This window comes from Photorhabdus bodei (genome assembly GCF_003287735.1).
GTDB classification, from domain to species: domain Bacteria; phylum Pseudomonadota; class Gammaproteobacteria; order Enterobacterales; family Enterobacteriaceae; genus Photorhabdus; species Photorhabdus kayaii.
This window is the reverse complement of the sequence record NZ_NSCM01000005.1, coordinates 186,826-204,992: the sequence shown is the minus strand read 5'-3', so window position 1 is coordinate 204,992 and position 18,167 is coordinate 186,826. Positions and strand designations below refer to the sequence as shown.

The window sequence follows — 18,167 nt, the reverse complement described above, 5'->3', positions numbered from 1 at the left end:
CTTTCCGGTAAATAAAAGTAATAGATCAAAATTGGCGATTACCGTCAACCCCACTGATATCATCAATACAAAAAACCTGTGTAAGATCACACTATTTTTAAATCAGAAATACGGTGCGGAATGACGGTTTTATGGATTAAAGGTTGATTTATTTATCCTTTTCATGGTGTTTGTTTATATAACTTTGCATTATTTTTGATGACTGATTCAGATGTTCTAATACGGCGGAAATAGTTTCCAATAACTGTGGATTAGCTGTGCCATAATAATGAGTTCTAAAACATCCTTTTATATTGTTAGCGCCACGGATAAGATGATTAATATTTTCCAATAACATTGGCGGTGCAATATTAAGATAATTCCCTTGCAGCTCATTGAATATTTTTTTGAAATGATTCAAAATCATTCCTATCAATAGCATTTGTCAGCTTATCTATGTACTGCAATTGTTCTCTCATTTCCATTATATTTAACCTCTTTATTTCTTCATTTAAGAATAATTTAATTACTCATCTTGTTCAGTATGCTCGTTTAAATAATCTTGTGACTTTTTTGACACATGCTTTAAAAACTCAAGTGCTGTCATACCCCACCCTTCGGGGAGAACGTCAGCATCATGGTAATGATAATCAAATGTGCTCTCTACATCTTCAGAAGAGTCAATAAGATCGTTGATTTCTTCTATTAACCCTTTTCTCATTCCCTGAGATGCGTCATTAAGAAAATCATTGATAACATCATCAAGCTCGGGACCTGATATTATATCATAGTCTTGGTTAAAGTAAGCATGCATTAAAATATCTAGAAATGGATATTGTCCGGTCATTTTAATTGTGGCCTTTCATATTATTGCGATCTCCTAGTAACCGAAATCAACAGAATTACTTGAAATATATAAACTATTCTTATTGATTAAACTTCCTTGTTTGTTGCTATGTGAAAAAATTTTTAGTTACTCGTCTTTATCTATGTAATCTTGTGCTTTTTTTGACACGTGCTCTAAAAATTTAAACGCTGTGAGGCCCCATATGTCAGGGAAAACGTCAGCATCAGAATAGATAAAGTAAAATTCTTTCTCTATATCTTCGGAATTACATATGAATGTGTTGATTTCTTTTATGACTTCTCTTTTGATTCTATTGCTTGTGTTACTAAAAAAATCATCTATAACATCATCAAGCTCAGGGCCAGATATTATATCAAAGTCTTGATTGAAGTAGGCGTACATTAAACGATTTAGTTCCATTTTCTTCTCCACGAATTTTAATCAAATTTTGGGTATGCTGTTAATATATAATATTGTTTGTCGTTAAATTCATAACGCCTTAATTACTAATCTTGTTCAGTATGCTCGTTTAAATAATCTTGTGACTTTTTTGACACATGCTTTAAAAACTCAAGTGCTGTCATACCCCACCATTCTGGGAGAACGTCAGCATCATGGTAATGATAATCAAATGTGCTCTCTACATCTTCGGAAATGTCAATAAGATCATTGATTTCTTCTATTAACCCTTTTATCATTCCCAGAGTTGCGACATGAAGAAAATCATTGATAACATCATCAAGCTTGGGACCTGATATTATATCGAAGTCCTGATTAAAATAAGCATGCATTAAAATATCTAGAAATGGATATTGTCCGGTCATTACATTAGCCCTTTGGAAATGCTGTTAATATATAAAATGGTTTACCATTGTATTCAGAATACCTTAGAACAACCCTGACTTTATATAACTTTTCTACATATTTAGATCCTTTAGTAACACCAAAACCAATAGAGGTACTTGAAATGTATTCAATAGGTGCAGATACTGTTGGAGGGACATATTTAGCCCAATTCTCTAAGTGTATTCTATTTGCTTTTAGAGCTTCCGAAATCACTTGCTCTGCCACATCTTGGCTGTAAAAAGTACTTGCTCTAGATATCGTTTTGTTACTTTCTAGCCTCGCCCTCAATTCCTGCTCCGATAACCCAACATGTTTAGCCAAAGTATGTCCACCGAGTTTTAAACCTGTAGGTGATTCATGTTCAATTAACTTAATTCGTCCTACTCGTACAGAGGCAACTCTAACAGCGCCCGCTATTGAAGCAAATGACAATGGTACAGCAATATCGACAGTAAGCCCTATTTCAGAAGCGGTGTAATCATCAGCCCCAAATTCTTTTGCTAAATTTACCGCCTCGCGATAAGTTTCCGTCATGGTTTCTCTGCCGGTAATTATTTGACTGGCAGAAGCATTCATTACGTCAAGACTGTGCGCGCCGATAATAACGCAGGCAGCTTTGGTTAGGGTTGAAGGATCGGGCGCCAGACAAAGAGCGCCAGCGCCAATCAGTTCAACGACTCCTGCCGCTAAACCCGCTCCACCTAATATTCTGTTACTCCAAGTCTCTTCCTCGGTAATGGTATTATCCGACAGGATCGCCGCAAGTTGCACAGGTGATAAAACAATTCGTAATCCATTCTCAGATTCTGAATCAACGGGAGTATCAGTTAAATAAGTGGCATTATTCATCGTCAATAAATCCTGTCATCCCAGAAGCTATAAGAACCGGTTGAACAAGCAAGATTGTTCCACGTGATATCTTTGTAAGTAAAACAGATGATTTCCTGTGGTACGCTGGCATTACTGTCTCTGGAATGCGGATAATTGCTTTTTATGCTGGATATCAAGGCGTGGCCTAGCCTGATAGAATAGTTTTTTTCTAATCCTCCGGTTAGTGATGTGCGATAATTTTCAAATAAACATTCCAGCTCTTCATTGTCATCGAAGCTTCGCGCCAATAAAGGCGAAGATTTATCGATGGGTTTTACTACCATAACCGGATGATGGGATACGTGTTGTTCCCTTGTCATTAAATGTTGAAGCGAGTAAATAAAAATTTCATTCTCATGGCCGTGCTGGTAATTATTTCCTATGGAGTTTAAGGAGCCGCAGCCAGCGGAGATTAGCCCCTGTTTTTTGCCTTTCAATGTTAAATAAATGATATTTGCCATACTGGTTGCTCCTCTAATGTGCTTTTTTTATCCTGCTGTAGGGTGTGTGCAAAAAGCAATCAAAAATTTATAAATTTAAGATAATTTACATTTGTAAGAGGAATAATTTAATAAAAACTAAATACTTAGAAATAGGGTATCAAAGTATTAAGAGCAACGTAAAAATCTGAACTGTTAAAGTGTCGTATTTGTAACAATCGCATAGCGTGAGTTGACATTCAGGTAACACCCAGTGGCCGCTACCCGAATAATTTGAAACTATGCTAAACGCATACGATTAATCTGATAAAAAACCGCCACATCCAGTATCCTAGCAAAGCAAATGTAATGACATTAAGAGAAAGTGATTTGAATCTTTTCTTCATGGTTGCATAAATTAAGGGTGACATAATCAGTAAACATGTTGGAGCAAATACATCGCGATTATCATCTATCAGCTCTCTGTAAACAGTACAGAGATTATCTATATCCTGACCACCGATATAATGCTTTTCTTCTAAGTATGACATCATATATATAAATAACGCACAAAAGATAGCATAAGTGATATTTAAAACTATAGCTGATTTGCTCATTCTGAAATTCTCACGATTAAATGCGTTGTCTTGGTTTTAATCCTGCAAATAATAAAACAGGTGTTTTTTTGGGGTGGGCAGATTTTGTTATTAATTTCTTATTGTATTGTACATGGGGTATTCCGTGTGCCCATAAATAATTTTGACTATTTACATCATGTAGATTGTTGGATAGCCATTTATACCCGTTATCTTTCAAGTTGCCTCTTTGTTAGCTGCACTCGCTCACCCTGGTCACATAGTTACCTATGCTCCCGGGGATTCTCTCCCTTGCCGTCGCGATGCATCTTGAAATCCATAGGGTATATAACGTATGAAATCGGTGGTGCCAAAACAGGAGGATCTGAGTTTATCTGCCGTATAGTGAAGGCTTTGCATATGTTGTGTTTCCTTTTCTTAAATAAATTTATTTATATAGGCACTCCGGTTGCCATCATTTATCCTTCAAAAAGTTCCAGTAAGTTACAGAATCTCAGTATATTCAGAATTTTAATTCTTGGAAGAGATTTTGTAATAAAAATGAGTCAGTTTAGCAAGAATTAATAGCACGAGGTTTGCTGAACAAACAGAATAAAATGCCGGGCTTGGTATAATTAGCATGGATATTTATTTTTCGTGAATATTTCTTTCTCGCCAATAACTAGGTGAGCAGCCAACTAATCGATTAAAGAAGCGGGCAAAATAGGCTGGATCTTTAAATCCGAGCTGATAAGCAACTTCAAATACTGGACAATCACTGAATAATAATAGCCGTTTGGCTTCACGCAGTTGACGGTCGAAGATAAGTCGTTTCGGTGGACGGTTGGTAAACCGACGGCACATATCTTTTAACCGCGATTCTGTAATATCTAACTTATGAGCATATTCCGGTACGGAAAGATGATGATGATAATGATTGTCTATTAATTGGTTAAAGCGCTGAAACAATTTAATTTCTCCTCGCACGCCATTCACCGGGTGATCATCAAGAGGAATATTGCGCAATAACAGGGTAAATATAGCTTGTGCCAAGAATGTCAGCGATTGCTCTCGACCGATAAAGTTATTAGATGATTCGCGGGCGATTAACGCCCAATAGTGATTAAAAGCGGCCAGTTCTTCCGGTTTATCGGCGACGGATAAGCAAATAGCCGGAATATCAAGAATATCTTTATTAGCCGGATAGAGTGATTCCAATAACGGTAATATCAGATCTTGCCGTACGGTAAGGACATATCCGTCACTGTCATCTTGAGTGAAAAAAGCGTGGGGAACGGAGGGCGGTGTCAGGATAAACAGCGGTGCCTGTACAGAATAGTGTTGAGCATCCAACTGTAATTCAATATGGCCGGTGATCAAAAAATGAAGTTGGAAGAAACCATCGTGACGATGAGCTTGCATATTACGACCAAAAAATGCCGCCATCCGGCCAAAGGTCTGATAATGCACATCATCAGTGCCTTGGGTTTCATCATAATCCTTGCTGATATCAATGTTGGCAATGATAGGTTCAGCCATGATGGTTTTTCCTTTTTATTGAAAATTACGGTGCTGCTCTCTGTCTCGCGTGTTTCATTGGGATCAGCCAAATAACGGCTGCGCCAACGACCAGCAATCCGGCAACAAAATAGAGCCCGGTATTAAAGCTTCCTGTCTGATCTTTCAGCCAGCCGATTAATAACGGGCTGAGTGCTGAACCTATGTTACCTGTAGCGCTAATAACTGCAATGCCGATCGCTCTTGCGCGTAAACTGATAGCTTGATCCGGCGTTGTCCAGAAGACCGCCATTGCGGTAAAGGAACCGGCTGAAGCCATAATAATCCCAGTGAGCTGAATGACACCGTGGTGAGTCAATGAGGTCAATATCCAGCCCGCAGCGGCGAACAGATAGGGTAGCGCCGTATGCATTTTACGTTCTTGTAACCGGTCTGAACGGCGACTCCAGTAAACCATCCCGATGATGGTACAAAACTGAGGAATAGCGGTCAGAATGCCGATCATGATGTTACTGCTGCCCTGATTGAAGCTTTGCACAATCTGTGGCGTCCAGATATTAATCGCACTCAAAGTATTGGTTAGACAGAAGTAGGCCAAGGTATACATCAGCATGATCGGCGCGAAAATCTCACGCCATATACTGTGTTTTTGCATTGTCTGATAAGTTGATGAGCTTGCCGGTTGAACCAGAGCGGGCTGGTCGTTATCCATCATCTCTTGTAAGCATTTTTTGTCTTCATCTGTCAGCCACTTAGCTCGTTTGGGTGAGTCATCAAGATAGAACCAAACGACAATTCCCAGTAATACCGAAGGAAAACCTTCCAGCAAGAATAACCATTGCCAGCCGTGAAGGTTCATGAGGCCATCCATTTCCAGAATATAACCGGAAGCCAGAGAACCAAACGCCATCGTCACTGGCATTGCCACCATAAACAGCGCGTTGGCACGGGCGCGATAGTAAGCGGGGAACCAGTAAGTCAGATACAACAGGATACCCGGCACGAAACCTGCTTCGGCGATACCGACTAGCATACGCAAGATATACAGACTGGTTGGTCCGGTGGCGAACATGGTGGCAGTGGAGGCGATCCCCCAGAGCACCATAATCGTGGCTATCCAGCGTCGCGCTCCGACAATGCTAAGCATGATATTGCTAGGAATACCGAAGATAACATAAGTGGCATAGAACAGCGTTGCCGCCAGACCGAACATGGTTGCGTTCAGTCCAAGATCTTTACCCATTGTCAGGCCGGCAAACCCGATATTAATTCGATCCAGAAACGAAAATACAAATAAGACGAACAGGAAAATAATCAGGCGACGGAATAGCTTATTAATGACGGATTGCTGTTGTGCCGTTAGCGGTTTATGTTGACCAACCGGAAGCTCCGGCTGTTGCACGGCAGTTGATGAATCGCTCATTATCATTTTCCTTAATTACTGTTTTATGTGTATTACGTTGTTTAGGAAATTAAAAGCTTATTGAGTAAATCGGTTGTTAAATTGTGATTGCTGAGATTAATAAACATCGGGTGAAGGTGTTGCCGGCAGATCTTTATTCGCGATGAATCGTGCTGCCAGTGCTTCCGCTGTCCGAGCCAGTAAAGTTGTATCAATACCAACAGCAACGAATAGAGCGCCGAGTTTCAGGTAATGCTCGGCAACATTGGGTGCTGACATCAAAATGCCCGGCGCTTTACCCGCTGCTTTGATTTGGGCGATTGCCTGCTCAATTGCGGCTTTCACTTCAGGATGTTGCGGATTATTGGTAAAGCCCATGTCGGAACTTAGATCCGCCGGACCGATAAAAACACCATCCACACCGTCTACTTTGAGGATCTCCGGCAGGTTACGGAGTGCTTCACGGGTTTCTACCTGAACCAGAACGCAGATTTCATCATTGGCGCGATGCAAATAATCAGGAATTCTGTTCCAGTGGGAAGCTCTTGCCAGAGCGCTGCCCACACCACGGATACCCGCCGGTGGATAACGGGTTGCGCGAACCGCTTCGTAAGCCTGCTCGGCGTTTTGTATCATGGGGATTAATAACGTTTGGGCACCGATATCCAGTAGTTGTTTAATGATGACCAGATCATTCCAGGGCGGGCGCACAATGGGATGACTTGGATAAGGGGCGATGGCTTGCAATTGGCTTAAAATCGTCTGAACATCGTTCGGTGCATGTTCGCCATCAATAAGTAGCCAGTCGAAACCGGCTCCGGCCACTAATTCAGCACTATAGGGGTTACAAAGCCCCAACCATAGACCGATTTGTGGCTGGCCTGCTTTTAATGCTTGTTTAAATTTATTGGTTAACCGATCCATATTTTTCCTCCTTAAACAAAACGGCAACTGATAGCACCGATGGGGCCATAATCCACATGGAAGGTATCCCCTTTATTGGCTGGAACCGGGCGGGTAAAAGAGCCGCTGAGAATGATTTGTCCTGCTTCAAGCTGAACACCATGTGGGGCCAGTTTGTTTGCCAACCATGCGACACCGTTAGCCGGATGATTAAGTACCGCAGCCGCGACACCGGATTCTTCAATCACGCCATTGCGATAGAGCAGGGCGCTGATCCAGCGCAGATCAAACTCGTCGGGTTTAATTGGGCGGCCGCCCATAATGACGCCGCCGTTGGCGGCATTGTCAGAAATCGTATCGAACACTTTGCGTGGACGCTTGGTTTCCGGATCGATGTTATGGCAACGGGCGTCGATCAATTCCAACGCTGGAATGATGTAATCGGTTGCGTTGTAAACATCAAACAGTGTGCAGTTCGGGCCACATAAAGGTTTTGCCAGAATGAATGCCAGCTCGACCTCAATACGGGGCACAATAAAGCGATCACATGGAATATCACTGCCATCAGGGAAAAACATATCGTCCAGCAGAGCGCCATAATCTGGCTCACTGATTTGTGAGCTGGCTTGCATGGCTTTTGAGGTCAGGCCAATTTTATGGCCTTTGAGTACCCGACCTTCGGCAATTTTCAACTCCACCCAGTGACGCTGAATAGCATAAGCATCATCGATGGTGATTTCAGGGTAATCCAATGAGATCTGGCGTATTTGTTCACGGCTTTTTTCTGCCTGATGCAGACGATGTGCAACCTGTGATACGACTTCTTTCTGTAACATGCGGTTAAACTCCTGTGTCCTCTATGCCGCCAAAGCAGAGGTATTTCACTTCCAGATAATCTTCGATACCGTAACGAGAACCTTCACGTCCCAGGCCCGATTGTTTAATACCGCCAAATGGGGCGGCTTCATTAGAGATCAAACCTTCATTGATCCCGACCATGCCGCTCTCCAGTGCTTCTGCCACACGGTAGATCCGGCCGATATCGCGGGAATAAAAATAAGCCGCCAGCCCAAATTCAGTCTCATTTGCCAGATGGATGGCTTCTGCTTCATCACGGAATTTGAACAGGGGAGCAATAGGGCCGAACGTTTCTTCTTGGGAGATAAGCATGGATTTATTGACATCAGCCAATACGGTAGGTTCGAAGAACAGACCGCCAAGAGCGTGTGGTTTACCTCCGGCTAATATGCGCGCGCCACGAGAAACGGCATCGTTGATATGTTCCTCGACTTTATCGACGGCGGCTTGATTGATCAGTGGGCCTTGTTGTGATTTGGCATCGTTGGCCGGGCCAACCTGCAACCGATTAACGGCTTGTGCCAGACGTTCGGCGAAGGTGTCATAAATGGTTTCCTGCACCAAAATTCGATTAGCGCAAACACAGGTTTGACCGCTGTTGCGGAATTTAGCTATCAACGCTCCTTGTACCGCGGCATCAATATCAGCATCATCAAAAACGATAAATGGCGCATTGCCGCCCAATTCCAGTGATAGCTTTTTCACGGTGTCGGCACTTTGTGCCATCAAGAGCTTACCGACACGGGTTGAACCAGTAAAAGAGAGTTTGCGAACAATCGGGCTTTGGGTCATAACCCCGCCGATGGTTTTCGCATCGACGCCAGTCACCACATTGAATACCCCTGCGGGAATGCCGGCTTGTTCCGCTAGCGCGGCCAGAGCCAGAGCGGAAAGTGGGGTTTCCGAGGCGGGTTTTAGGATCACCGTGCAGCCCGCTGCCAGAGCAGGGCCAACCTTGCGGGTGATCATGGCGTTGGGGAAGTTCCACGGTGTAATGGCCGCCACAACGCCAATAGGTTGTTTGATCGTGGCAATCCGGCGACCGGGTAATGGGCTTGGAATGGTTTCACCGTAGGTACGTTTACCTTCTTCCGCGAACCATTCGATGAAACTGGCACCATAAGCGATCTCGCCCATGGCTTCTGTCTGTGGCTTCCCTTGCTCCCGGCTCAACAATTCAGCCAGTGCCTGTTGATTTGCCAGCATTAACTGAAACCAATGTTGCAGGATCTGGCTGCGTTGTTTGGCTGTCATGGCTCTCCAGGCGGGCAGGGCTTGCTGAGCGGCTGCAATTGCGCGTTCTGTTTCGGCCGCCCCCATATTACTGACGTGGGCAATAACTTCGCCATTTGCCGGGTTAGTCACCTTAAAAGTTGCTTGGTTGTCGGCATCAACCCACTGCCCGTTGATATAAGCTTGTTGACGCAGTAATTCGGTATTTACATTATTTGTCATGATTTTTTTCTCCTGAAGACACTTGTGTGAGAGGTTTTCGTTGGTAGAAAGTGGCTAGCTGTTGGCATAACCAACACAATCCAGCACAAACCGTCATTACAAGAGCCATAGCAAAAGGGGTTTCATCTTGGAGTAAAGAGACGGCAACACTGGCGAGTGCTGCCATGGCGAATTGTGCGGAAATAGCGAGTGCGCTGGCGCTGCCGGCAAGTTGACCGCGATGTTGAAGTAATAAAGAGAGGCTGTTAGTACCAATGGCATTAACCAGCGAGATAAACAGTACGACCAAAATGACGATCACCGCCAGACTTTGCTGATAAAAAATAACCAGTAAGATGCCAAACAGTAATTGAGTACTGGTTTGGATAAATAACAGACGAGAAAGATCGTAGACTTTTAGTAAACGGACATTGAGCAGCACTATTGCCATCATGCCGAGTGCATTACAGGCGAACAGTAACCCATAATAATTCGCCGGAACCTGAAAATAGTTGATATAGACGAAAGGGGAACCACTGATAAATGCGAACATAGCGGCACAAGTGAATGCCAATGTGCCGATAGTTGCCATAGCTTCACCGTCAGTCAGTAACTTGCCGTAATTTTTAAAAGCGGTGATAAGTTTTCCATTGTTACTCTGAGCGGGCAGCGTTTCTGGCAAGAAAAATAGTAATAATATTCCACAGATACAACCGAACAGGCCCAATAGCGCAAATATGGCTTGCCAATTGAAATAGGTTAACAGTAAGCCACCAAGTAATGGGGCGATAAGTGGCGCTATCATGGTCACTAAAGTCATGAGTGATAGCACGCGTGGTAATTCCTGTGGACCATAGATATCACGGGCGATAGCTCTGCCCATGACTACAGCGGCACCGCTGCCAAATGCCTGTAATGCGCGTAGTAAAATCAGCTGTTCAACTTGTGTCACCAAGGTACACAACGCACTGGCAACGACGAATAATGCGATACCGCTGAGCAGCAGTTTTCTGCGCCCTAAATGGTCGCTCAGTGGGCCGTATAACAGCATACCGATACAGAAACCGGCGAAAAATGCGCCCAAGGTATGTTGCATCTGCCCTTGTGTTGCCTGTAATTGCCTTGCCATTTCCGGCAAGGCTGGCAGGTACATATCAATCGACAGAGGCCCGAAGGCCACTAGCGCACCTAATAAAGGGATTAACCAGCGAGGAGGATGCGGATGAAAGGGCTTCGGCATCACTACTCCTTACGAAACAAGGCGTGGACGTTGTTTTGTTTGTAGTTCAATACCGGGTCTAATTCTTCCATCGCAAAAGAGAGGGCAAGGTAACGTTGGGCCATCAGCGAGGCAAAATGTTGTTTGATCAAAGGGAACAGTATCTCACCAACCTGTTGACGGCTTTCGAGGCTGCGTCCTGCGCCGATTTTCAGTGTCATATGGACGAATGCGTAATCATGTTGACCGTCAGCCATTTGCCAGGTATCCAGCCAGATGGCACGGCTGCGTATGCCGCCTAATGGGAAAATGCCGGTATCTGCCAGCGCCTGATTCACTTTGGCGAACAACTCTGGCAGATTGGCTTGTTCACGGATGTTTTCCGTACATTCAGCATAAAAATGTGGCATAGGTTGCTCCAAATCAGTCGATAGCGGGTTTATTGGTGATGTAATCAGGCAGAGGGAATACAGCGTTGACTTGCCCGGTACCGGAACTGGCAAACAGTTCAGTCAGAAATTCCACTTTACCGTCATATTTATCCCAACCGAGTAAGCCTAATAACATCACCGTGTCGTGCATATTGCCTTCGCCATAACAATAATCTGCATATTCCGGCAGCATCTTGCAGAACTCTTTGAATTTGCCCTCTTTCCAAAGTTGAACCACCCGATGATCCATCTGTTCATCAAATTCTCGGGTGTAGCTATTCATGCCCTTTTCAGCGCGTTGATCATCAATAAAGCGGTGAGAAAGGGAACCGCTGGCGAGTACCGCCACAGTGCCATCATATTTCTCAATCGCTGTCAGAATCGCTTCCCCAAGACGACGACTATCTTCAAAAGCATGAACGGTGCAGAATGCGGAGACCGAGACAACTTTAAAATGTCGGTCACTGTTCATGTAACGCATTGGAACCAGCGTGCCATACTCCAGTTTCAGGCTTGGGATTTCATGCGCTTGAGCGCGTACGCCGACATTGCGTGCTTCTTCTGCGATCATTTGTCCCAATTCAGGATTGCCGTCATATTCATAGCTCATATCCCGGATGAAGTGGGGTAATTCATTACTGGTGTAAATGCCGGAGAAATGGTCGGCGCAATTGATGTGATAGGCACTATTCACCAACCAGTGCGTATCAAACACAATAATGGTATCGACACCCATTTCGCGACAACGGCGACTGATCTCTTTGTGACCATCAATCGCTCCCTGACGGCAACCATGATGCTTCCCCGGTAGTTCAGACAGATACATGGATGGCACATGTGTAATTTTGGCTGCTAACGCTAACTTACCCATAAAATCCTCATTTGATATCAGGACGGCGAGCTGTAATTCGCCGTGGTTAACGCTGATGAAACGGTTAGATTCCCCAACGCGGGATGTGATGATCCCCCATAGAGATACAGACGTTTTTCATCTCGGCAAATACTTCAAAACTGTATTCACCGCCTTCACGGCCGGTGCCGGAGGCTTTCACGCCGCCGAATGGTTGACGCAGGTCACGGACGTTCTGGGTGTTGACGAATACCATGCCGGCTTCGATATTACGGGCCAGACGCAATACCTTGCTGACATCCTGCGTCCAGATGTAAGAGGCCAGACCGTACTCCACGTCATTTGCCAGGCGCAGACCTTCCGCTTCATCTTTGAATGGCAGCAGACAAGCGACAGGGCCGAAGATCTCCTCCTGAGCAACTCGCATACGGTTATCAACATCCGCCAGCACCGTTGGGCGTAGGAAATGGCCCTCTTTCAGGTGTGTCGGCAAATCGATGGGCTTGTCCGGGCCACCAGCCAGCAGTGTTGCACCTTCCTCTATTCCCAGACGGATGTAACCGGAGACTTTCTCCCAATGCGGCTTGCTGATAAGTGCGCCGATCTGAGTGTTTGGATCTTGTGGATCACCTACTCGTAAACGATTAGCGCGTTCAGCAAAACGCTTAATAAACTTAGGGTAGATACTTTGCTGAATAAAAATACGTGAACCTGCGGTACAACGTTCACCGTTGATAGAGAAAATGGTAAACAGGGCGGCATCCAGTGCCCGTTCAATATCCGCATCTTCGAAGATCAGAACCGGAGATTTACCCCCGAGCTCCATTGAATATTTTTTCAGGCCGGCATTTTTCATAATCTGACGGCCGGTTGCTGTGCCGCCGGTAAACGAAACTGCCCGTACATCGTGATGTTTCACCAGCGCGTCACCAGCGGTAGCGCCATATCCCTGAACCACATTCAGCACACCGGCAGGGATACCCGCTTCCAGTGCCAATTCTCCTAAACGGTTTGCGGTTAATGGGGAGAGCTCTGACATTTTCAGCACTGCGGTGTTACCTAGTGCTAAACAGGGGGCAACTTTCCAGGTGGCGGTCATAAATGGCACGTTCCACGGAGAAATCAGCGCACAAACACCGACGGGTTGCACCAATGTATAGTTGAGCATCTTGTCATCAACGGGATAGGTACGGCCGTTCATTTGCTGACAAATCTCAGCAAAGAAGTTGAAATTGTGAGAAGCGCGAGGGATCAGGACATTTTGTGTCTGATGAATGGGCAGACCGGTATCTTTGGTCTCCATTGCGGCGATTTCAGGCACATTCTCATCAATCAGTTCACCCAAACGGCGCATCAGGCGTGCACGCTCTTTCATCGGCAGATCCGCCCATTTGGGAAAGGCTGCCTTCGCGGCGGCAACGGCTTGATCAACCTCTTCTTGATCGCCGGAAGCGACTTCTGCCAGCACTTCGCCGGTAGCCGGGTTTGTGGTTTCAAAATAGGTTTTACTGCTGACGTTTTTGCCGTTGATCCAATGGTTAATCATGGTCATTACAGACTCTCCTCATACTCTTGCTGGCTGACAATACGGTTGACCAGACGCCCTACACCTTCAACTTCAACAATAACTTCATCTCCCGGCACCACATCGGATAATCCTTTTGGCGTGCCGGTGGCGATCATGTCTCCCGGTTGCAGCGTCATAAAGTCGCTTAGATAAGCGATCAAGAATGGAATATTGAAGATCAAATCAGCGGTTGTGCCGCGTTGACGCAATTCACCATTAACCCAGGTGCTTAATGTCAGATTATGCGGATCGGGTACATCTTCTTTATCGACGAACCACGGACCGATGGGGGTCAGTGTATCGCGGCTTTTTACCCGGAGATTAGGGCGATAGTAGTTTTCCAGATAGTCACGGATTGCGTAATCGTTACAGACGGTGTACCCGGCAACGTAATCCATCGCGTGTTCTTTAGCGACTTTGTAGGCGGTTTTGCCGATGACAACAACCAGCTCGGCTTCATAATGCATATATTCCACATTATCAGGGCGAACGGAAACCTGACGATGACCGGTTAGCGTATTGGCGGCCTTGATAAAAACCAGTGGTTCTTTGGGGGGCTTAAATTCCAGCTCAGTGGCGTGATCTGCATAATTCAAACCGAGGGCAAACAGGGTACCGTTTGCGGGTGGCAGCCATTGAACGGATTCGCCGGTGATTTTACTGCCATCAGGCAGGCAGACATTTTCCTGTTCATCGACGGTAACAAGCAAATCGCGGCCTTGATAGTGAACTCTTGCGTGTTTCATGCTTTTTCTCCCACTTGCACAACCTGATTTTCCAGTGATGGGAAACCCGCTGCCCGAATAACAACTTTGTCGCCCGGTTTGATAGCCACGCGTTGGTGTGGCGTTCCAAGCAGGATCACATCCCCTTCTTTAAGGGTTGCGAAATCACTCAATGCTGCAACTAATTCCGTGGCTGAACGCACCAGATCGGCTGTTGACCAGCGATCAACTTCCTGACCATTGATTTCGGTAACGATATCTAACGCATCAATGGATTTAGGATGGATCATTTGGCCTATGGGGCAAAAACCATCACGACACTTAGCTTTAATTGCCGGACGATAAAAAGCGGTTTCAGGCAGGCTGACTTCATTAGCTAATGCATAACCTGCGATATATTCCGCTGCGTTTTCGATAACAACTTTGCGGGCGGTTTTACCTATTATTAATGCCAGCGTCGCACCGCTTTGAACCTCTTCACCTACCGGATGGGGAATCGCTTCACCGGAGGTGATAACGGTATTGCGTGGTTTAATGAACCATACTGGTGTCTTAGGCAGCGTGTTATAAGGTGTTTGCTGAAATGAGCCATGCCAGAAATCTACCTGGCTCTGGTGGTTGAGGGCTACGGCGAAGACAGTGCCTTTCATTAACGATTCCTCATAAACTTAAACGGGCGGTTTTAAGATGCATTTATTAATATATTAATAAGCTACAGGGCGCGTTGTTGCAATATGTTAATGTGTTTGTTAATTTTAATTGTGATCTCAGTAACAATATCTCCACTAAATTTGTTTTTTATCATTATTAATCAATATATTAATCTTTTTATGGATAAAATGCTTACTTCTGTATTAACCTTTTATTAACCTAATTTTAAGAGTTTATTTTTATTTACTTATTAATATTTTTATGATTTTTTCTTTGTGGTTGACTGAGGGACGTGCTAGTCTTTTTTATTGTGGTTATAGAGTGAGATATACCCTATGGATTTCAAGATGCATCGTGACGGCAAGGGCGCGAATCCCCGGGAGCATAGATAATGATGTGACCGGGGTGAGTGAGTGCAGCCAACAAAGAGGCAACTTGAAAGATGACGGGTATAGTACTTTCAACAAAGAGTAATCAGTGAGCCTTCATTACCCATGCATGAATCTCTGACAATTGCATTACTTCAAGCGCGAGAAACCGCGATGGGTTTTTTCCGCCCAATCCTTAAGAGTCATAATTTGACTGAACAGCAGTGGCGTATTATTCGTGTACTGTCTGGTAATCGGTCAATTGATTTTTATGATTTGTCTTGCCAGACCTGTATTCTTCGTCCAAGTTTGACTGGGATATTGACTCGCATGGAGCGTGATGGCTTGATCTTTCGTCTTAAACCGATGAATGACCAGCGCAAACTTTATGTTTCTTTAACACCGGATGGTCAGAAACTTTATGAAAAGGCGAAAGAGCAGGTAGAACAAGGATATCAGGCGATTGAAAAAGCCTTTTCGCCGGAAAAGCTGGTTCAGCTTTCAGCGTTGTTGGAGGAGTTAATTGCTGTTGGTAAGAACTCACTGATGAATACGGAAAGGGATATTAAGTAAATAGAATCTTTATTGAAAATGATGGTAATGAACAATAGTGAAATTGCTGAGCAGAATCAGCAATTATCAGTTTTATCTATTGAATAATTAGCGTTAATATTTCCTGTGGATAGATAATAAATTGCCCACGGAATATTGTGCCAGACGGATAATGAGGAGTGAGTGTTTCCTGCAACGCTAATGTTATTTCATTATTTTCAAGTGATAGGTCAATAATCTCCGCCGCCTCAAAGCCAAAGAACCGTTTTACTTGTGGATATAGCGCTTTATATAAGCTCTCTTTTATAGAAAAGGCAAGGGTAAACGCTTGTTCAAGTGGTAAATGACAATGTTTCAGAAGTTGAATTTCCCTGTCATTCACAATCATTTTTGTGATTTCATCTATATTTTGACGATCAACGATAGCTTCTACATCGACACCAATTAATCGGTTATGAATTTGCGGTGCCGCTAGTACAATTGCACAATGAGATGAATGAGAAACAGAACCGCAAATATTCTGTGGCCAGATTGGGGCGCGATCATTACCAGAGATCAAATTAAATGCTGGTTGCCCTAATTGCGCTAAAAGTTGTCTGGCGCAATAACGTGCCGCCAGATATTCAGCCCGCCGCTTCTTGACGGCTTTAGCTAATGTAGCAGGGAAGGGGAGATTTAATTGATTGAACAATTCATCGTGATAATGTGAAAGTTCAAAGCGAGCTTGCCAGAAATGCACTTGGGGGTGTTTAACAACCGTTCCATACTCGATTTGAGTGATAAATCCGTTGTCATATTCTGGCAGCGGCGCTTGATTGGTGTGTATAACTGTCTGTTCCATGTTAATTATCCTGATAATAAAATATCCTACAGTCTATACCCGTCATCTTTCAAGTTGCCCTCTTTGTTGGCTGCACTCACTCACCCCGGTCACATAGTTATCTATGCTCCCGGGGATTCGCTCCCTTGCCGCCGCAATGCATCTTGAAATCCATAAGGTATATACTTAATATCACTCATATTGAACGGTAAAATGTGCTATTGCGTTAGCTTTTCCGCCTGTTATTCTATCATCGGTTTGGTAATAGCGGGCAATGAAAGGTAAATTATAACGAGCATTCCTGTCAGAATGACCGACGACAAATGGTTTTCCAATAGGAACGGGTGTTCCCATATATAAGATTTGCACACCAACCCCTTTTGCTGTATTCGCTGCATTAGCTCTGTTTAATTGAATAATACTCTCTGGGGCGCCACTGATTGTTCTTGCTGAAAATGTAATGGTAGGTTCGATTTTTTCTGTACATTCAATGCCGATATTAAAATCAGCATGGCCGGCAGTGGTTCCTTTTCCTTTAAACGAAGAACTATAAACATCATGAAATCTAACGGTTTGATCGCCAGATAACGCCATGCAGCCTTGAGCAGTAACATGATATCTTGTTTTGTTTCTTATTGTTATTAGACGGATGCCGTTCGATGTTTGTAATAGGGAAATTATTCCAGCATGTAATGATCTTCCCGATTTAATTGCGCCTTCTTTATAGAGATAAACATCAATATCACCGATATCTTTCCAGGTGATTTTTTTCTTTTCTGGTGGGTAATAGATATAACTTCTGCCATCCGTTGTGGGATATTTCATATTATTTAGGTTCCCAGTAGGAGCAACAAAATATAAATAGAGATTCTCTATGCCTGTTGTTAACTTTCCGGTCCCGTGCTCCGTATTACCTGCCATGCCAGGATAAACACTTTCACCAAAAACCAAATATCCGTTGTCATCACATGAAAAAAGAGGATCATTTATGTTGAGCCCCATACTGCTAGCTAACTGTTCAGCACTGAATCTGGCGACATGAATACTTTTAGTGTTTGATGTATTTAAGTTTAATTTAAGTGAACTTAAGTCAAAATATACAGTGCCGTTACCCGTTGTGGATTCTGAAATACAAGCAGCATGTATTTTATTGATATTAAACAGTAAAACAGCAGAAATTAATAACCGTAAATAAGATTTCATATCTATGCCTGTTGAGATTTATTCTTAATTACTAATAACGCGATTTATTAATAATACAACGAAGCGAGAGTAGCGCCATTATTTTTCCGATATAATTTATTAGTGAAATTAATATGGACGCTTTATTTAG

At 43.9% G+C, this 18,167-nt stretch carries 24 protein-coding genes; 3 read left to right on the top strand and 21 right to left on the bottom strand.

Annotation, left to right across the window (positions count from 1 at the left end; all coding sequences use genetic code 11):
- Positions 1 to 148: 148 nt before the first annotated feature.
- The 19 genes from CKY02_RS06330 to CKY02_RS06245 all read right to left on the bottom strand — a co-directional run bounded on the left by CKY02_RS06330 (position 149) and on the right by CKY02_RS06245 (position 15,093).
- Positions 149 to 400 (bottom strand): hypothetical protein, encoded by a 252-nt coding sequence (locus CKY02_RS06330; protein ID WP_146747394.1) that lies wholly within the window; start codon positions 398 to 400, stop codon positions 149 to 151.
- A gap of 105 nt (positions 401 to 505) precedes the next feature.
- Positions 506 to 826: a contact-dependent growth inhibition system immunity protein gene (locus CKY02_RS06325; RefSeq protein WP_112894629.1), complete on the bottom strand. Its 321-nt coding sequence runs from the start codon at positions 824 to 826 to the stop codon at positions 506 to 508.
- A 126-nt stretch (positions 827 to 952) separates the two neighbouring features.
- Complete coding sequence (locus CKY02_RS06320) at positions 953 to 1,246, bottom strand: contact-dependent growth inhibition system immunity protein (protein WP_112894628.1); 294 nt, start codon at positions 1,244 to 1,246, stop codon at positions 953 to 955.
- Between the two features lie 86 nt (positions 1,247 to 1,332).
- Positions 1,333 to 1,650, bottom strand: a complete 318-nt coding sequence (locus CKY02_RS06315; RefSeq protein ID WP_112894627.1) for a contact-dependent growth inhibition system immunity protein — start codon at positions 1,648 to 1,650, stop codon at positions 1,333 to 1,335.
- A 4-nt stretch (positions 1,651 to 1,654) separates the two neighbouring features.
- On the bottom strand, positions 1,655 to 2,521 hold the full coding sequence (locus tag CKY02_RS06310; protein WP_112894626.1) for an RNase A-like domain-containing protein: 867 nt from the start codon (positions 2,519 to 2,521) through the stop codon (positions 1,655 to 1,657).
- 2 nt (positions 2,522 to 2,523) lie between these two features.
- Positions 2,524 to 3,003, bottom strand: a complete 480-nt coding sequence (locus CKY02_RS06305; RefSeq protein WP_036779293.1) for an Hcp family type VI secretion system effector — start codon at positions 3,001 to 3,003, stop codon at positions 2,524 to 2,526.
- 263 nt (positions 3,004 to 3,266) lie between these two features.
- Positions 3,267 to 3,578, bottom strand: coding sequence for a YjeO family protein (locus tag CKY02_RS06300; protein WP_112894625.1), 312 nt, complete (start codon positions 3,576 to 3,578; stop codon positions 3,267 to 3,269).
- A 16-nt stretch (positions 3,579 to 3,594) separates the two neighbouring features.
- The gene (locus tag CKY02_RS25160; protein WP_146747393.1) at positions 3,595 to 3,777 is read right to left on the bottom strand and encodes a hypothetical protein; all 183 of its coding nucleotides are present in this window, start codon (positions 3,775 to 3,777) and stop codon (positions 3,595 to 3,597) included.
- A gap of 407 nt (positions 3,778 to 4,184) precedes the next feature.
- Positions 4,185 to 5,075 (bottom strand): 4-hydroxyphenylacetate catabolism regulatory protein HpaA, encoded by an 891-nt coding sequence (gene hpaA, locus CKY02_RS06295; protein WP_112894624.1) that lies wholly within the window; start codon positions 5,073 to 5,075, stop codon positions 4,185 to 4,187.
- A gap of 25 nt (positions 5,076 to 5,100) precedes the next feature.
- A complete protein-coding gene (hpaX, locus tag CKY02_RS06290) occupies positions 5,101 to 6,477 on the bottom strand; it encodes a 4-hydroxyphenylacetate permease (protein ID WP_112894623.1) in 1,377 nt (458 codons plus the stop codon).
- Between the two features lie 96 nt (positions 6,478 to 6,573).
- Entirely contained in the window at positions 6,574 to 7,380 is an 807-nt protein-coding gene (gene hpaI, locus CKY02_RS06285; protein ID WP_112894622.1) for a 4-hydroxy-2-oxoheptanedioate aldolase, read from the bottom strand.
- Between the two features lie 11 nt (positions 7,381 to 7,391).
- The gene (gene hpaH / locus CKY02_RS06280; RefSeq protein WP_112894621.1) at positions 7,392 to 8,195 is read right to left on the bottom strand and encodes a 2-oxo-hept-4-ene-1,7-dioate hydratase; all 804 of its coding nucleotides are present in this window, start codon (positions 8,193 to 8,195) and stop codon (positions 7,392 to 7,394) included.
- 4 nt (positions 8,196 to 8,199) lie between these two features.
- Positions 8,200 to 9,672: an NAD-dependent succinate-semialdehyde dehydrogenase gene (locus CKY02_RS06275; protein WP_112894620.1), complete on the bottom strand. Its 1,473-nt coding sequence runs from the start codon at positions 9,670 to 9,672 to the stop codon at positions 8,200 to 8,202.
- Positions 9,662 to 10,891 carry a Bcr/CflA family multidrug efflux MFS transporter gene (locus tag CKY02_RS06270; protein ID WP_193493072.1) on the bottom strand — a complete coding sequence of 410 codons (1,230 nt, stop codon included), beginning with the start codon at positions 10,889 to 10,891 and terminating at the stop codon, positions 9,662 to 9,664. Before CKY02_RS06270 ends, CKY02_RS06275 begins: the two co-directional genes overlap by 11 nt.
- Before the next feature lie 2 nt (positions 10,892 to 10,893).
- Entirely contained in the window at positions 10,894 to 11,280 is a 387-nt protein-coding gene (locus tag CKY02_RS06265; RefSeq protein ID WP_112894619.1) for a 5-carboxymethyl-2-hydroxymuconate Delta-isomerase, read from the bottom strand.
- A 13-nt stretch (positions 11,281 to 11,293) separates the two neighbouring features.
- Positions 11,294 to 12,172, bottom strand: coding sequence for a 3,4-dihydroxyphenylacetate 2,3-dioxygenase (gene hpaD / locus CKY02_RS06260; RefSeq protein ID WP_112894618.1), 879 nt, complete (start codon positions 12,170 to 12,172; stop codon positions 11,294 to 11,296).
- Between the two features lie 64 nt (positions 12,173 to 12,236).
- Complete coding sequence (hpaE, locus tag CKY02_RS06255) at positions 12,237 to 13,703, bottom strand: 5-carboxymethyl-2-hydroxymuconate semialdehyde dehydrogenase (protein ID WP_112894617.1); 1,467 nt, start codon at positions 13,701 to 13,703, stop codon at positions 12,237 to 12,239.
- Entirely contained in the window at positions 13,703 to 14,464 is a 762-nt protein-coding gene (locus CKY02_RS06250) for a fumarylacetoacetate hydrolase family protein (protein WP_112894616.1), read from the bottom strand. Before CKY02_RS06250 ends, hpaE begins: the two co-directional genes overlap by 1 nt.
- Positions 14,461 to 15,093, bottom strand: a complete 633-nt coding sequence (locus CKY02_RS06245; protein WP_112894615.1) for a fumarylacetoacetate hydrolase family protein — start codon at positions 15,091 to 15,093, stop codon at positions 14,461 to 14,463. The genes CKY02_RS06250 and CKY02_RS06245 overlap by 4 nt, the downstream gene beginning before the upstream one ends.
- 322 nt (positions 15,094 to 15,415) lie before the next feature.
- Here CKY02_RS06245 and CKY02_RS24400 point away from each other — a divergent pair, with 322 nt between their 5' ends.
- Together CKY02_RS24400 and hpaR are read left to right on the top strand one after the other, a co-directional pair.
- Positions 15,416 to 15,568: a hypothetical protein gene (locus tag CKY02_RS24400; RefSeq protein WP_162119821.1), complete on the top strand. Its 153-nt coding sequence runs from the start codon at positions 15,416 to 15,418 to the stop codon at positions 15,566 to 15,568.
- A gap of 20 nt (positions 15,569 to 15,588) precedes the next feature.
- Positions 15,589 to 16,035: a homoprotocatechuate degradation operon regulator HpaR gene (gene hpaR, locus CKY02_RS06240; protein ID WP_112894614.1), complete on the top strand. Its 447-nt coding sequence runs from the start codon at positions 15,589 to 15,591 to the stop codon at positions 16,033 to 16,035.
- Positions 16,036 to 16,111: 76 nt separating this feature from the next.
- On the opposite strand, the gene CKY02_RS06235 is transcribed toward hpaR, so the two are convergent.
- Positions 16,112 to 16,855 carry a 4'-phosphopantetheinyl transferase family protein gene (locus CKY02_RS06235; RefSeq protein WP_112894613.1) on the bottom strand — a complete coding sequence of 248 codons (744 nt, stop codon included), beginning with the start codon at positions 16,853 to 16,855 and terminating at the stop codon, positions 16,112 to 16,114.
- Here CKY02_RS06235 and CKY02_RS25300 point away from each other — a divergent pair.
- Positions 16,835 to 17,002: a hypothetical protein gene (locus tag CKY02_RS25300; RefSeq protein ID WP_205068463.1), complete on the top strand. Its 168-nt coding sequence runs from the start codon at positions 16,835 to 16,837 to the stop codon at positions 17,000 to 17,002. The genes CKY02_RS06235 and CKY02_RS25300 overlap by 21 nt on opposite strands.
- Positions 17,003 to 17,026: 24 nt before the next feature.
- On the opposite strand, the gene CKY02_RS06230 is transcribed toward CKY02_RS25300, so the two are convergent.
- On the bottom strand, positions 17,027 to 18,037 hold the full coding sequence (locus CKY02_RS06230) for a fimbrial protein (protein WP_112894612.1): 1,011 nt from the start codon (positions 18,035 to 18,037) through the stop codon (positions 17,027 to 17,029).
- Positions 18,038 to 18,167 lie beyond the last annotated feature (130 nt).